15 protein-coding genes are annotated in these 15111 nt (G+C 62.2%); 10 read left to right on the plus strand and 5 right to left on the minus strand.

What is annotated here, in order from left to right:
• Positions 1-22 precede the first annotated feature (22 nt).
• Together QZR30_RS25090 and QZR30_RS25095 are read left to right on the plus strand one after the other, a co-directional pair.
• Positions 23-1042: an alpha-ketoacid dehydrogenase subunit beta gene (locus QZR30_RS25090; protein ID WP_059396929.1), complete on the plus strand. Its 1020-nt coding sequence runs from the start codon at positions 23-25 to the stop codon at positions 1040-1042.
• Complete coding sequence (locus QZR30_RS25095; RefSeq protein WP_274354864.1) at positions 1039-2142, plus strand: acetoin dehydrogenase dihydrolipoyllysine-residue acetyltransferase subunit; 1104 nt, start codon at positions 1039-1041, stop codon at positions 2140-2142. Before QZR30_RS25090 ends, QZR30_RS25095 begins: the two co-directional genes overlap by 4 nt.
• A gap of 118 nt (positions 2143-2260) precedes the next feature.
• Here QZR30_RS25095 and QZR30_RS25100 read toward each other — a convergent pair whose 3' ends face one another.
• The gene (locus QZR30_RS25100) at positions 2261-3157 is read right to left on the minus strand and encodes a helix-turn-helix domain-containing protein (protein WP_311904463.1); all 897 of its coding nucleotides are present in this window, start codon (positions 3155-3157) and stop codon (positions 2261-2263) included.
• A 138-nt stretch (positions 3158-3295) separates the two neighbouring features.
• Between QZR30_RS25100 and QZR30_RS25105 the strand changes: the two genes are divergently transcribed.
• From QZR30_RS25105 to QZR30_RS25120, 4 genes are all read left to right on the plus strand, one after another.
• Positions 3296-4654 carry a glutamine synthetase family protein gene (locus QZR30_RS25105; protein WP_311904464.1) on the plus strand — a complete coding sequence of 453 codons (1359 nt, stop codon included), beginning with the start codon at positions 3296-3298 and terminating at the stop codon, positions 4652-4654.
• A 25-nt stretch (positions 4655-4679) separates the two neighbouring features.
• Positions 4680-5768: a polyamine ABC transporter substrate-binding protein gene (locus QZR30_RS25110; protein WP_311904465.1), complete on the plus strand. Its 1089-nt coding sequence runs from the start codon at positions 4680-4682 to the stop codon at positions 5766-5768.
• Positions 5765-7057 carry an NAD(P)/FAD-dependent oxidoreductase gene (locus QZR30_RS25115; protein ID WP_311904466.1) on the plus strand — a complete coding sequence of 431 codons (1293 nt, stop codon included), beginning with the start codon at positions 5765-5767 and terminating at the stop codon, positions 7055-7057. Before QZR30_RS25110 ends, QZR30_RS25115 begins: the two co-directional genes overlap by 4 nt.
• 216 nt (positions 7058-7273) lie before the next feature.
• Positions 7274-8158 carry an EamA family transporter gene (locus tag QZR30_RS25120; RefSeq protein WP_311904467.1) on the plus strand — a complete coding sequence of 295 codons (885 nt, stop codon included), beginning with the start codon at positions 7274-7276 and terminating at the stop codon, positions 8156-8158.
• A gap of 104 nt (positions 8159-8262) precedes the next feature.
• Here the strand turns inward: QZR30_RS25120 and QZR30_RS25125 are convergent, their stop codons facing one another.
• Positions 8263-9201: a LysR substrate-binding domain-containing protein gene (locus QZR30_RS25125; protein ID WP_046068551.1), complete on the minus strand. Its 939-nt coding sequence runs from the start codon at positions 9199-9201 to the stop codon at positions 8263-8265.
• 110 nt (positions 9202-9311) lie between these two features.
• Here QZR30_RS25125 and QZR30_RS25130 point away from each other — a divergent pair, with 110 nt between their 5' ends.
• From QZR30_RS25130 to QZR30_RS25140, 3 genes are read left to right on the plus strand one after another with little or no spacing between them, the layout of a single operon-like run.
• The gene (locus QZR30_RS25130; protein ID WP_059396935.1) at positions 9312-10316 is read left to right on the plus strand and encodes an aldo/keto reductase; all 1005 of its coding nucleotides are present in this window, start codon (positions 9312-9314) and stop codon (positions 10314-10316) included.
• 18 nt (positions 10317-10334) lie between these two features.
• Complete coding sequence (locus tag QZR30_RS25135; protein WP_046068549.1) at positions 10335-11132, plus strand: SDR family NAD(P)-dependent oxidoreductase; 798 nt, start codon at positions 10335-10337, stop codon at positions 11130-11132.
• 25 nt (positions 11133-11157) lie between these two features.
• Entirely contained in the window at positions 11158-11574 is a 417-nt protein-coding gene (locus tag QZR30_RS25140; RefSeq protein ID WP_046068548.1) for an SRPBCC family protein, read from the plus strand.
• A gap of 6 nt (positions 11575-11580) precedes the next feature.
• Here QZR30_RS25140 and QZR30_RS25145 read toward each other — a convergent pair whose 3' ends face one another.
• A complete protein-coding gene (locus QZR30_RS25145; RefSeq protein WP_068967370.1) occupies positions 11581-12099 on the minus strand; it encodes an AAA family ATPase in 519 nt (172 codons plus the stop codon).
• A 157-nt stretch (positions 12100-12256) separates the two neighbouring features.
• On the opposite strand from QZR30_RS25145, the gene dapF reads away from it, so the two are divergent.
• Positions 12257-13060 carry a diaminopimelate epimerase gene (gene dapF, locus QZR30_RS25150; protein WP_059396938.1) on the plus strand — a complete coding sequence of 268 codons (804 nt, stop codon included), beginning with the start codon at positions 12257-12259 and terminating at the stop codon, positions 13058-13060.
• Here dapF and QZR30_RS25155 read toward each other — a convergent pair.
• The gene (locus tag QZR30_RS25155) at positions 13057-14190 is read right to left on the minus strand and encodes a PAS domain-containing sensor histidine kinase (protein WP_059396939.1); all 1134 of its coding nucleotides are present in this window, start codon (positions 14188-14190) and stop codon (positions 13057-13059) included. The genes dapF and QZR30_RS25155 overlap by 4 nt on opposite strands.
• The gene (locus tag QZR30_RS25160; RefSeq protein WP_059396940.1) at positions 14183-14995 is read right to left on the minus strand and encodes an alpha/beta fold hydrolase; all 813 of its coding nucleotides are present in this window, start codon (positions 14993-14995) and stop codon (positions 14183-14185) included. The genes QZR30_RS25155 and QZR30_RS25160 overlap by 8 nt, the downstream gene beginning before the upstream one ends.
• Between the last annotated feature and the right edge of the window lie 116 nt (positions 14996-15111).

Here is a 15111-nt window from a genome sequence, read left to right on the forward strand (position 1 = left end):
AACAACAGGTGGAGAAAATCCCATGGCTCGCAAAATCAGCTATCAGCAGGCAATCAACGAAGCCCTCGCCCAGGAAATGCGCCGGGACCAGAGCGTGTTCATTATTGGCCAGGATGTGTCCGGCGGCACCGGTTCGCCCGGCGAGCAGGACGCCTGGGGTGGTGTGCTGGGGGTGACCAAAGGCCTTTACCCTGAGTTCCCGGAGCGCGTACTCGACGCGCCGTTGTCCGAAGTCGGCTACGTCGGCATGGCCGTCGGCGCCGCCACTCGTGGCATGCGCCCGGTGTGCGAGTTGATGTTTGTCGACTTTATCGGCTGCTGCCTCGACCAGTTGCTCAACCAGGCCGCCAAGTTTCGCTACATGTTCGGCGGCAAGACCACCACGCCGCTGGTAGTGCGCGCCATGTACGGCGCCGGCCTGCGCGCGGCCGCCCAGCATTCGCAGATGCTCACCTCGATGTGGACGCACATTCCCGGCCTCAAGGTGGTGTGCCCGGCTACGCCGTATGACGCTAAGGGCATGTTGATCCAGGCGATCCGCGACAACGACCCGGTGATCTTCCTAGAACACAAGATGCTCTACAGCCTGCAAGGCGAAGTGCCGGAAGAGCTCTACACCGTGCCGTTCGGCGAGGCCAATTTTGTGCGCGAAGGTCGCGATGTGACCCTGGTGACCTACGGGCGCATGGTGCACGTCGCCCTGGAAGCCGCCGCCAACCTGGCGCGCCAGGGCATCGACTGCGAGGTGTTGGACCTGCGTACCACCAGCCCGCTGGACGAAGACAGCATCCTTGAGAGTGTGGAAAAAACCGGGCGCCTGGTGGTGATCGACGAGTCCAACCCGCGTTGTTCCATCGCCACCGATATCAGTGCGTTGGTGGCCCAGCAAGGCTTTTCTTTCCTGCGTGCGCCGATCGAGATGGTCACTGCGCCGCACACGCCGGTGCCGTTTTCCGATGCCCTGGAAGACCTGTACATCCCCAACGCAGCGAAGATCGAGGCCGCGGTGCTGAAGATCGCCGACAGGAGGAATGCCGCATGATCCATACCTTGACCATGCCCAAGTGGGGGCTGTCGATGACCGAAGGCCGCATCGATGTCTGGCTCAAGCAGCCCGGCGACCGGGTGGAGAAGGGCGAGGAGTTGTTGGACGTGGAAACCGACAAGATCTCCAGCAGTGTCGAGGCGCCGTTCAGCGGTGTATTGCGCCGAGTGCTGGCGCTGAGCGACGAGACCTTGCCGGTGGGTGCGCTGCTGGGGATCGTGGTGGAAGGTGAGGCCAGCGAGGCGCAGATCGATTCGGTGATCGACAGCTTCAACGCCGGCTTTGTTTCCAGCCGCACCGAAGCCGAAGCCACCGGGCCGAGTGCGCAGAAGATCGAGGTGGGCGGGCGCCTGTTGCGCTATCTCGACCTGGGCGAAGGCGCTACACCGCTGGTGCTGGTGCATGGTTTTGGCGGCGACTTGAACAACTGGCTGTTCAACCAACCGGCCCTGGCCGCCGAACGCCGGGTGATCGCCCTGGACCTGCCAGGGCATGGCGAGTCGGGCAAGGCCCTGCAAACGGGGGACGCCGAGGAACTGAGCCAGGCGGTGCTGGCCTTGCTCGATCACCTGCAGCTCGACCGCGTGCACCTGGCCGGGCACTCCATGGGCGGGCTGGTCAGCCTGACGGTTGCGCGCCAGGCACCCGCGCGCGTTGCCTCCCTGACCCTGATCGCGAGCGCCGGGTTGGGGGCGGCTATCAATGGCGATTACCTGCACGGTTTTACCGAGGCCAACAACCGTAATGCGCTCAAGCCGCAACTGGTACAACTGTTCAGCGACCCGGCGCTGGTGACGCGGCAGATGCTGGAGGACATGCTCAAGTTCAAGCGCTTGGAAGGCGTGGATCAGGCCTTGAAGCAACTCAATGCGCAGTTGTTTGAAGGCGGGCGCCAGCGCCTGGATTTGCGCAACGTGGTGGGGCAGCAACCGAGCCTGGTGATCTGGGGCAGTGACGATGCAATCATCCCGGCCGACCATGCCCAGGGCCTGGAGGCCCAGGTGGAGATACTGCCGGGGCAGGGGCATATGGTGCAGTTGGAAGCGGCGGAACAGGTCAACCAGCTGATCGCAACCTTCCTCAAATCCCAGCCTTGAAATGCGATCCCCTGTGGGAGGGGGGCTTACATCCCGATAGCGTTGGGTCAGTCTCAGTATCAGGTGACTGATCTACCGTCATCGGGAGCAAGCCCCCTCCCACATTTTTGACTGCATTTCAAAGTGAGCGCTTGAGCGTTTCGCTGGGCAGTTCCTTGAACAATCCCCGATAGCTGTTAGAGAACCGCCCCAAATGCCAGAACGACCAGTTCATCGCCACTTCGGCAACCGTCGTGTTCGTCGCGCTCAACAGCTCCCGCCGCGCCCCATTCAAGCGGCGCATCCTTAACCACTGCGCCGGGCTCATCCCGGTATAGGTCTTGAAACCTTGCTGCAATTGGCGCAACGGCACGCCGGCAATCTGCGCCAGTTCCAGCAGGTTGACGCTTTCATCCGGCGCATCCGCCGTCCATTCGCCGATGCGCGCCATCAACCGGCGTGCTTCGCTGCGCTTTTGCAATGAGTCGCGGTCCAGGCACACGCAGGCGTTGTCGAGGATAAACAGGCAGTCGTCGAGCAGTTGCTGGGTAAGGGCATCGCGGCTGATGGGGTCGGTCAGTGCCGACAAACGCGTCAGCGTGCCACTGAGCCAGCGGGTGAACAGCGCGTTCTGCTGGCACCTCAAGGGAGCCATGAACAACCCTTCAAGTTTTGCTACGTCCAGCCCATGTCGCTGTACAAACTGCGGGCCGAACACCACCGCCACTTCACGGTAGTTTTCCGGGGTGATCCAGGTATTGCGGCTTTCGCCATTGAGCATATACAGGCTGTTGTCGCTGCCGTCGAAACAGAACGCCAGGGCCCCGGGTGGTGCATTGAAATGCTGTTCCACGCGGGTGTTCATGCACTCCTCGTATACCTGCACGCCTTGCAGGTCGAGGTAGCGTACCCGCCCGGAAAAATGCCCGGGGGACATCTGCTGGTACTGCTGCATCCAACCGGGTGTCGCACTGCATTGGGCGGCCACATCGCCGGTAGCGAAGGCCTGTACGCGCAAAGCGGTTGCCTGTGTCATGGGTGATCCGTGCGCACTCTATTGGTGCGTTGTGCTGCGTGCAAAGTGGATAGATGCGGTTTGAAGGCTGGCCCAAGATAGACCTCAATGCGCCGCAAGTACAAGCCGGCGTCGCATCCCACCCAAGACGAGGTCCTTATGAACGCCCCCTTCGATCAGCTCTCCACCTGGCTGAAAGAACACAAGATTACCGAAGTTGAATGCGTGATCAGTGATTTGACTGGCATCGCGCGCGGCAAGATTGCACCCACCAACAAGTTCCTGCATGAGCGAGGCATGCGCCTGCCGGAAAGTGTGTTGCTGCAAACGGTAACCGGGGACTTTGTCGACGACGATATCTACTACGACCTGCTCGCCCCGGCCGATATCGACATGATCTGCCGCCCGGTGGCCAACGCCACCTACGTGGTGCCCTGGGCCATCGAACCCACTGCCATCGTGATCCACGACACCTTCGACAAACAGGGCAACCCCATCGAACTGTCGCCGCGCAACGTGCTCAAGAAAGTCTTGCAGCTCTACACCGACCAGGGCTGGCAGCCGATTGTCGCGCCGGAAATGGAGTTCTACCTGACCCAGCGCTGCGAAGACCCGGACCTGCCGTTGAAGACCCCTATCGGCCGCTCCGGGCGTGCCGAAACCGGGCGCCAATCGTTTTCCATCGACGCCGCCAACGAATTCGACCCGCTGTTCGAAGACGTCTATGACTGGTGCGAAGCCCAGGGCCTGGACCTCGACACGCTGATCCACGAAGACGGCCCGGCGCAGATGGAAATCAACTTTCGCCACGGCGATGCCCTGGACCTCGCCGACCAGATCACTGTGTTCAAGCGCACCCTGCGTGAGGCCGCGCTCAAGCATAACGTCGCCGCGACCTTCATGGCCAAGCCGGTGGCCGATGAACCGGGCAGTGCCATGCACCTGCACCAGAGCGTGGTGGAGATCGCCACCGGCAAACCGGTGTTCGTCGATGCCGATGGCCGCATGACCCCCTTGTTTTTGCATCACATCGGCGGCTTGCAGAAGTACATCCCCAAGCTGCTGCCGATGTTTGCGCCCAACGTCAATTCGTTCCGCCGCTTCCTGCCGGACACTTCGGCGCCGGTCAACGTCGAGTGGGGCGAAGAGAACCGCACCGTTGGCCTGCGTGTGCCCACCTCCAGCCCGGAGGCGATGCGCGTGGAAAACCGCTTGCCGGGCGCCGATGCCAACCCGTACCTGGCGATTGCCGCCAGCCTGCTGTGTGGCTACCTGGGCATGATCGAGCAGATCGAACCCAGTGCGCCGGTGGAAGGCCGCGCCTATGAACGGCGCAACCTGCGCTTGCCGTTCACCCTTGAGGATGCGCTGGCACGCATGGAGGACTGCGACACGGTCAAGCAGTACCTGGGAGAGAAATTCGTGCGCGGCTACGTCGCGGTCAAGCGCGCCGAGCACGAGAATTTCAAGCGGGTGATCAGTTCCTGGGAGCGTGAGTTCCTGCTATTGAGCGTCTAAAAACAATCATAAAAGGGGTGTCGATATGCGTCTTGTGAACAAGCTTCTCCCGCTGGCCCTGGTGGCGGCATTCAGCAGTGCCGGTCAGGCCGCGCCGACGGTCAGCGTCTATAACTGGACTGATTACATTGGCGAGACCACCTTGGCGGATTTCCAGGCGAAAACCTCGATCAAGGTGATCTACGATGTGTTCGACTCCAATGAAACCCTGGAGGGCAAGTTGCTTGCCGGGCGTACCGGCTATGACGTGGTGGTGCCGTCCAACCATTTCCTGGCGCGCCAGGTGAAGGCCGGCGCGTTCCTCAAGCTCGACCGTGCGCAGTTGCCCAACTTCAAGAACCTCGACCCCAAGCTGCTCAAGTTGCTGGAGCAGAACGACCCGGGTAACGCCCACTCGGTGCCTTACCTCTGGGGCACCAATGGCATCGGCTACAACGTCGACAAGGTCAAGCAGGTGCTGGGCATCGACCATATCGATTCGTGGGCGGTGCTGTTCGAGCCCGAGAACATCAAGAAACTCAACCAGTGTGGCGTGGCCTTCCTCGACTCGGCGGACGAACTGTTCCCGGCGATCCTTAACTACATGGGCAAGGACCCACGCAGCGAGAACCCCGAGGACTACAAGCAAGCCGAGGCCAAGTTGCTGACGTTGCGGCCCTACGTTACCTATTTCCATTCCTCCAAATACATTTCGGACCTGGCCAACGGCGATATTTGCGTCGCGTTCGGCTATTCCGGCGATATATTCCAGGCCGCCAACCGCGCCAAGGAAGCCAAGAATGGGGTGAACATTGCCTACTCGATTCCCAAGGAAGGCTCCAACCTGTGGTTCGACCTGCTGGCGATCCCGGCAGACGCCACCAACCCCAAGCAGGCCCACGCCTTTATCAACTACCTGCTCGACCCCGAAGTGATCGCCAAGGTCAGCGCCTCGGTGGGCTACGCCAACGCCAACCCGGCGGCGAAGCCGTTCATGGCCCCGGAACTGGTGGACAACCCCGAGGTGTATCCGCCCCAGGCAGTGCTCGACAAACTCTATATTTCCACCACGCCGACCCCGGCAACCATGCGCCTGATGACCCGCGCCTGGAGCAAAGTGAAGACCAACAAATGATGCTGTCCCATGACCACGCCCAGTCCTATTATCGCGCCTCGGCCCACGCATTCCCTGAGCGTGCCGCCCTGGGTACAGACCTGAGCGCCGATGTGTGTGTGATCGGCGGCGGTTTTACCGGCGTCAACACCGCCATCGAACTGGCCCAGCGCGGGCTCTCGGTGATCCTGCTGGAAGCTCGGCGCATTGGCTGGGGTGCCAGTGGGCGCAACGGCGGGCAGTTGATCCGTGGCATCGGCCATGATGTCTCGGGGTTTGCCAAATACGTGGGTGAGGAGGGCGTGCGTTACCTGGAGCGGGCCGGCATCGACTCGGTGGCGTTGGTGGGCCGGCGCATTGTCGAGCATGGCATTGATTGCGACCTGCGCTGGGGCTTCTGTGAGCTGGCCAACACCCCGGCGCAGTTTGCGGCGTTCAAGGGCGAACAGGCACATTTGGCGGCCATGGGGTACGCCCATGAAACGCGACTGGTCGGCCCCCAGGACATGGCGCAGGTGGTGGGCTCGACGGTGTATGCCGGCGGTCTGGTCGACATGGGCTCAGGACATCTGCACCCGCTCAACCTGGTGCTGGGCGAGGCCCAGGTGGCCGAGGCCCTTGGCGTGAAAATCTTCGAGCACACGAAAGTGCTGGAACTGATCCATGGCGACACCGTGCAGGTGCGCTGCGCCGCGGGCACTGTGCGCGCCGCCCAACTGGTGCTGGCGTGTAATGCGCATTTGGAAGACCTGGAGCCGCGTTTGAGCGGCAAGGTGCTGCCGGCCGGCAGTTACATCATTGCTACCGAGCCGCTGCCTGAACGCGTGGCGCAACAGTTGATCCCACAGAACCTGGCGCTGTGCGACCAGAAAGTCGGCCTGGATTACTACCGGCTTTGCGCTGACCGACGCCTGTTGTTCGGTGGCGCCTGCCATTACTCGGGGCGCGATCCCCAAGACATCGCCGCGTATATGCGCCCGAAAATGCTCAAGGTGTTCCCGCAACTGGCCAACACCGCCATCGAGTTCCAGTGGGGCGGCAAGATCGGCATCACCGCCAACCGCTTTCCCCAGGTCGGACGGTTGCAGCAGTACCCGAATGTGTTCTATGCCCAGGGCTATTCCGGCCATGGCCTCAACGTCACGCACTGGTGCGCACGGCTTCTGGCCGAAGCGATTCACGCCGGCAGCAGCCGCGGCCTGGATATATTCAGCCAGGTGCCGCACATGACCTTCCCGGGCGGCAAGGCACTGCGCTCGCCGCTGCTGGCGCTGGGCATGTTGTGGTATCGCTTGCGCGAGATGCTCTGACCCCAGGCGGTGTTTAAAGGGGCGGGGCATTGTGGCGAAAAGCGGAAGGGCTTTTTTCAAGACACTTTTTCCGTCCCTTGGCTACTGACCGTACGGTTAGTTACCCGCGTGCAGATCTTTGCGTAAATTTCGCCCCGCACAAGCTGCGGTCCAGGGAGGAGCTTATAGACAGCCCCCGTGCCGCCCAAGACGCTGGCATAACGGGGGGGAAGGGCCATGCGCCTGAGTAAATCCGATTTAATCGCAGGGCTGGCGGTAACGATAATCTGGGGCGCCAACTTCTCGGTCATTGGCCTGGGCCTGGAGGATTTGGACCCGTTTGTGCTGACCCTGCTGCGGTTCACCTTCTGTGCGTTACCCCTGGTGATATTCATTCCTAAGCCACAGGGCGCTTCCTACGTCCTGCTGGCCGCCTATGGCGTGTTGTTCGGCGCCGGGCTGTGGGGCGTGGTCAACGTGGCGATGCACAACGGGCTGTCGGCGGGGATGTCTTCGGTGTTCCTGCAGTTCAGTGCGTTCTTCACCCTCATCATGAGCCGGTTGTTTCTCAAGGAACCCATAAGCAGGGTCCACGGGGCGGGAATGCTGTTGTCTGCGCTGGGGCTGTTCATGATCCTGCACCTGTCGGCACACGTCTCGACCACGCTGGGCATTTTGCTGGTGTTGCTGGCGGCGTTGTCGTGGTCGTTGTGCAACTTGATCGTCAAGGTCAACCAGCCTGAGGACATGGTGGCCTTTATCGTCTGGTCCAGCCTGTTTTCGACCCCCGTCCTGTTGTTGATGACCTTGTGGTTCGAGGGTGCCGAGCCGCTGACCCACCTGGTCACCGATCTGACCTGGGGAGCGGGGTTCTCGATTGTGTTCCAGTGCTATATCACTACCATCGTCGGGTACCGGGTATGGAACAACCTGATGAAGAAATACCCGGCTTCGCGGGTGGCGCCGTTGTTGTTGATGGTACCGGTGTCGGGGCTGTTCACGTCCTATGTATTCTTCGGTGAACAGCTGAGCCTGGGGCAGGGGGTTGCGATTGGGCTGGTGTTTGTGGGGATTACGATTTTCGTCAACTCGGCGGGGATCATGGCGAGGTTGGCGCGCTAGAAATGTGGGGTTGGTGTGATGATTCGATGGTGGTGGGTCAGTCACGGATCTGCTTGCTGACACTCCCTCATCGGGGGCAAGCCCCCTCCCACAGTTGATCGCATTTATTCAGGCAAAACGCGGTTGAAATGTGGGAGGGGGCTTGCTCCCGATAGCGGTGGTTCAGTCAGCACCTTGCGAAACGTTTCCACCAATGGTCGCAGGTTGACCCGGTGCCATGCCGCCCACAGCGGTGTGGTGTAGCTCAGCCATGGCAGCTCGCGCAACACCACGCCGGGCGGTGCGTTGCGGCTCAGGCCCTTCTGCACCATCGCCACTCCAAGCCCCGAGGCCACCAGGCCCAATGCGGTAAAGGGCTCGCTGGCTTCCATGGGAATCTGCGGGGTGAACCCGGCACGGATGCAGGCGGCGACGAAATCATCGGCGGGGTTGGCGCCGGGTTTGCGCTGCACGCCGATCCATTGTTGTTCGGCCAGGTGTTCAGGCAACAATTCGCTTTGCCTGGTCAGCGGATGCTGTTCGGGCAGGGCCAGCAGCATCGGGTCGTCGAGCACTTGCAAGGCGGTCAGGTCCGGGTCGTCGGCGGCAGGCGGTTCGCCCACCAGGGCGATGTCCAGGCTGCGTTGGCGCAAGCCCTCCAATTGCTCAAGGGAGGGCAGGTTGTACAGCTTGATGTGCACGGTGGGCCGGTCATCGCGCAGGATGCGCAGGGCATTGGGCAGTACGCCGGCATGCATGGCATTTTCGATATAGCCGATGCACAAGCCGCCTTCTTCCCCACGGCCCAGGCGCTTGCCCAGGGACTCCAGGCGATTGGCGTGGGTCAGCAGCGCCTTGGTTTCGGCCAGGAAGGTCTGGCCGTCGCGGGTCAGGCGGATGCGCTGCTGGCTGCGTTCGAACAGGGTCAGGCCCAGCCGCTCTTCGAGCTGGGCGATCTGGCGGCTCAGGGGTGATTGAGAGATGTGCAGGCGTTCGGCGGCGCGGCCGACGTGTTCTTCTTCGGCGACCACTTCGAAGTAGCGCAGTTGGCGTAGATCGATCATGTAAGACCTCTGGGGACTCAAGTTGGTCGCAGTATGTCTTGGACGGTCTGATCAGCGCAATCTAGGATCTGCTCAACGGTCACCCCCTTGAACCGATTGAGGATCCCACCATGAGCTTGAAAGACAAACTGCCCGGCGTACTGGGCTTTGGCACCGCCCCCCTTGGCAATATGTTCCGCGCCATTCCTGAAGATGAAGCCCAGGCCACTGTCGAGGCCGCCTGGAACCACGGCGTGCGTTACTTCGACACTGCACCCTTCTACGGCTCGGGCCTGTCGGAAATCCGCCTGGGCCAGGCCCTGTCTAACTACAATCGCGATGACTACGTGCTCAGCACCAAGGTCGGCCGGGTGATTCTGGATGAAGTCGAAGCCGGCTCCCGCGACCTCGGCGAAAAAAGCGGCGTGTTCGAACACGGCCGGCCGAACAAGATGCTCAATGACTACAGCGCCGACGCCACTCTGCGCTCTGTTGAAGACAGCCTCGAACGCCTGCAGACCGATCGCCTGGACATCGTGTGGGTTCACGACATCGCCCAGGACTTCTACGGCGACCAATGGCTGGAGTACTTCAACCAGGCCCGTACCGGCGCGTTCAAAGTATTGACCCGCTTGCGTGAAGAGGGCGTGATCAAAGCCTGGGGCCTGGGCGTCAATCGCGTCGAGCCTTGCGAACTGACCCTGGACCTGGCTGAGGCCCAGCCCGACGGTTTCCTTTTGGCCGGCCGCTACACCCTGCTGGACCACGAGCGCGCCCTGCAACGCTTGATGGATTCGGCCTTGGCCCAGCACGTCGAAATTGTCGTTGGTGGCCCCTACAGCTCCGGCATTCTTGCCGGCGGCACGCACTTCGAATACCAACCAGCCAACCCGGCGATCATCAGCAAGGTCGAGCAGATCAAGGCGATCGCCCAGGTGTTTGGGGTGAGCGTGAAAGCCGCGGCGCTGCAGTTCTCCCTGGCGCACCCGGCAGTGGCGGCGGTGATTCCCGGTGCCAGTCGTCCGGGGCGGATTGCCGAAGACGTCGCGGCGTTGTCAGAGAAGATTCCAGCAGCCTTCTGGCAAGCGTTGCGCGAGGCCCGATTGATATCTGACCGTGCGCCTTTGCCTCTCTAATTCCCAAGGAGTTTAAGTATGAACATCGATGTGAGCGGCAAAGTGGCCATCGTCAGCGGCAGCACCGCTGGTATCGGCCTGGGCATCAGCCAGGCCCTGGCGCAATCCGGGGCCACGGTAGTGGTGATCGGTCGGGACCCGGGCAAGGTCGAAGACGCCTTGGCCAGCATCCGCCAAGTGGTGCCCGGCGCCGAACTGCGCGGATTGGTGGCCGACCTCGGCACCCTTGAGGGCGCCGAGAAACTGTTCGCCGCCGAACCTCGCGCCGATATCCTGGTCAACAACCTCGGCATCTTTAACGATGTTGATTTCTTCGAGGCGCCGGACAGCGAGTGGGCGCGCTTCTATGAGGTCAATGTGATCTCCGGCGTGCGCCTGGCGCGCCATTATGCGCCGGGCATGGTCGAGCAGGGCTGGGGCCGGGTGATCTTTGTGTCGTCGGAGTCCGGCGTGGCTACGCCGGCCGACATGATCAACTACGGCGTGACCAAAAGCGCCAACCTTGCGGTGTCCCACGGTTTGGCCAAGCGCCTGGCGGGCACCGGCGTCACCGTGAATGCGATCCTGCCGGGGCCGACCTTCACCGACGGCCTGGAGCAGATGCTCAAGGACGCTACGGCCCAGTCCGGGCGCAGTGCACGGGAAGAGGCCGATGTGTTCGTGCGCAATGCGCGGCCCACCTCGATCATCCAGCGCGCCGCTAATGTGGATGAAGTGGCGAACCTGGTGGCGTACATTGCTTCACCGCTGTCGTCTGCCACCACCGGTGCCGCGTTGCGGGTCGACGGCGGCGTTGTCGACAGCATGGCGATCTGATTTTTCTCTGTTTGGAGTATTTATCGTGGCAACAGCATCTTCTGTAATTGAAATCCCGGCACCGGCCGATCAGGTCTGGCAACTGATCGGCGGCTTCAACAGCCTGCCCGACTGGCTGCCCTTCATCGCCAAGAGCGAGCCAGGCGACGGCGGCCGTGTGCGCCACCTGACCACGGCTGACGGCGGCCAGATCGTCGAGCGCTTGCAGAGCTTCGACAACGTGGCGCGCACCTACAGCTATACCATTGAGGCGTCGCCGTTTCCGGTGAGTGCTTATCTGGCGACCCTGCAGGTTGAAGCGCTGACTGAGACGTCGGCGAAAGTGACTTGGTCCGGCGTGTTCACCCCGGCAGCAGGCACTACGGATGCGGCAGTGGAAGAACTGTTTGCCGGCGTCTACAGCGGTGGGCTCGAGGCGTTGCGCGGTAATTTCCCCGACTGAATCCGGCTAAAGCTCGACAGCTCCCACATTGAATAGGTGTGCGTGGGCTGTCGCGACTGCCTGTGCCGGCGTCATCCGCGCTGTATCAAGCCTGAACGCCGGTTCATCCCAGGGTTCGTACTCATGCACCAGCACTGACTGCCAGGTCGGCGACGTCAGCCCGGGAACATCGCCCACCCGGCTTTCCACACGGCGCCGGTGCTCCTGCTGATCTGAACACACCACCTGGATATTGATCAGTTCTACCCCCGCTGTCGTCGCCACCGCCTGCCAGGCTTGGCGGCTCTCCCTGACCGGGTTCACGCAATCGGCAATGACCCGCTGCCCCAAGCGCAAATTACTCAGCGCCAGCGCATTCGCCACGCCGTAGCCGCTGGCACCCACATCGCCCATCAATACCGCTGCGTCCCGCAGTGCCTGTTCGATCACATCGATGCGCAGGTAAACCGCGCCGGTCTGTCGCGCCAGTTCCCTGGCAATCGTGGTCTTGCCGCTGCCGGGCAGGCCGCTGAATACGATAAGCATGACCATCAACCCTTTGTAGGCGCGAGCTTGCTCGCGAAGAACGTCAACGATAACGCGTACTTGCAGGTAAAACGTGTCGTCTTCACGATTTTCGCGAGCAAGCTCGCTCCTACAGTGTTATTAGAACTGCTTCACTTCGACAACAGGACCTGCACCCATGACCTTGCCGTTCGTGAAAATGCACGCCCACGGCGACGACTTCATCATCATCGACCGCCGTGGCCAGGACAACCCCATCACTGCGCAGGTTGCCCGTCGCCTGGGTAATCGCCACACGGGCATCGGTTTCAATCAACTGGCGGTGGTGCTCGACTGTGAGGATGCCGCCGCGCGTATTCAATTCTGGAACCCCGACGGCACGCGCCTGCACACTTGCGGCAGCGCTACCCGCGGCGTGGCTGACCGCCTGATGCACGAGGCCGGTACCCAGACCGTCGTGCTGCGTACCGAGCGTGGGTTACTGACGTGTACCCGCGTCGACGGGCAGCAGGTGTCGGTGGACATGGGCGCGCCGTTGCTGGACTGGGCAGCGGTGCCCCTGGCCAAGGCGATCGACACCCGCGTGCTGCCCATCGATGGCAGCCCGGCGGCTTGCAGCATGGGCAACCCGCACTGTACGTTTTTCGTGGAGGACATCGCCGCCATCAACGTCGCGACGGTCGGCCCGGCACTGGAAGTTCACCCACTGTTCCCGGCCAAGACCAATGTACATTTCGTACAAGTGCTGAGCCGCAGCCATATCCGCCTGCGCATCTGGGAGCGTGGCGGCGCTGTGCCGTTGGGGTCCGGTTCGTGTTGTTGCGGGGCGGTGGTCAATGGAATTCGGCGCGGGCTGCTCGATGACACCGTGGCGGTCGAGTGCGACGGCGGTACGGTCACGGTGCAATGGGACGGGCAGGGCGGGGTGATACTGACCGGCCATGTAGAACCGATCATGCAGGGCGCCGCGTACCTGTACTAGAACATCACGGTAAAGGTGGTGCCGGCCACCACACAGGAACTCACCGCCACATCGCCGCCGTGCACCCTGGCCAGTTCGCGCACGATATACAGGCCCAGGCCGACGCTGCGCACGTCGCTGCCCTGATCGGTGCCACGGGTCATGGGTTCGAACAGCCCCGCAAGCAGTGTTTCGGGAATTGCCGGGCCATGGTTGTGCACGGCGACGGCGCAGGCGTTGTCGCCCAGGCGCGAGGTGATGGTGATCGGTTGCAGCAGGTCGCCATAGGCCACGCTGTTGGCGACGAGGTTGCCAATGATCTGCTGCACCCGGTCGGCATCCAGGCACGCTTGGCCAAGGCCCTCGGCGTGATGCACCAGCGTGGCGGCAGGGAAGGCTACGCGCAGTTCGTCCACCGCATGCTGGATCACATTGTGCAAATCCAGCGGTACCGCCTTGATGGTAATGCCTTGGCCGACTCGGGCCTGGGTGAAGTCCAGCAGGTCGGCGATCATGCGTTGAGCGCGTTCCGACGACTGGCCGATGTGCCCCAGCAACTGGCGCTCCTTGGCCGTGCGCTCGCCGCGCTGGAGAAAGTCCGAAGCCATGCGGATCGCGGTGAGTGGGTTTTTCAAATCGTGGCTGACAATCGCCACCATCTGCTCGGCGAACAACGCCCGGCGCTGGGCGATGGCATAGGCCTCGCTCAATTCGGCCTGGGCCTGTTGCAAGGCCAGTTCGGCGGCGGTTTTTTCCTGGAGCAGGGCTTCGGCCAACTTGCGCGCATTGAGCAGTTCGCGCTCGTACTTGTCACGGTCGGTGGTGCCGAACAGCGCCAGGTCACACACCACGCCGTCGGGCTGCTGGCGTTGGTTGGCGTTAAGCAAGACGGTGACTTTATGCCCGGCGCAATGGCGGATATCGAGCTTCACCTCGGTGACGCTGCCATGCATGCGCAGCATCGGCGCCAAGTGGGTCTGGTAGAAGATCCGTCCGCCCATGGTCAGCAGATCCTGGAACCTGCGCCCCCGCAACTCGGCCGCGCTGAACCCGAGCCAGTCGCTAAGGCGCGGGTTGACGTGCAGGATCGTACCGTCCTCCTGGGTCACGGCCAGGGCGCAGGCGGCGCTGTCAAACAGCGAGTCAGGCATCGGCAACTGCCCATGGCGCCAGGAACGAGTCCATCGCCGCCGCGCACGCCTGGGGCGCGCTCATGTGTGGGCAATGGCCGACATTGTCCACCAGGCAATAGGTGCTGTTGGGCATCACAGCATGCAGGTATTCACCCACGGCCACGGGGGCGATCAAGTCGTCGCTCGATTGCAGGATCAGTACCGGAGTGGCCAGGCCCTGCACGTCGTGGCGGTTATCCGAGAGGAAGGTCACGCGGGCGAACTGCTTGGCGATGTCCGGCTCGGTGCGGCAGAAGCTTTCGGTGAGTTCGTTGCTCAATGCCGGTTGCGTCGGGGCGCCCATGATCACTGGGGCCATGGCGCTGGACCAGCCCAGGTAGTTGCTGTCGAGGGTATCGAGCAGGTCTTCGATATCGTCGCGCTTGAAGCCGCCGACGTAATCCGCGGTATCGATATAGCGCGGCGATGGGCCGATCATCACGTGCGCGGCAATGCGCCCGGGGGTGAAACGGTCGGCGAGGGTGCCGATCATCGCACTGACGGAGTGGCCAACCAGAATCACCGGGCCTTGGGCGTAGGCGTCGATGATCTCGTTGAGGTCGCGGGCATAGCCGTCCAGGCTGCTGTATTTGGCTTTGTCGAACGCACTCAGGTCCGACAGCCCGGCGCCGACCAAGTCATACAGCACCACGCGAAAACGCTCGAGAAAGTGCGGCGCCAGGTAGTTCCACATCGCCTGGTTACAGCCAAAGCCGTGGGAAAACACCAGGGTCGAAGGGCCATGGCCCATCACACTGACATTGTTGCGGTGGCGTAGGTCCATGGCGTTCTCGTAGATGGCGAATAGCTATGTGGGCGTGGCGGCAGTTTAGATAGTCGCAGGCCTGGGGTCACGTGTTATACGTCGATAAGGTAAAGTCGGCGCCTTCAGGAAGATAC

Source organism: Pseudomonas sp. rhizo25, from assembly GCF_031931935.1.
Lineage (GTDB): Bacteria > Pseudomonadota > Gammaproteobacteria > Pseudomonadales > Pseudomonadaceae > Aquipseudomonas > Aquipseudomonas synxantha.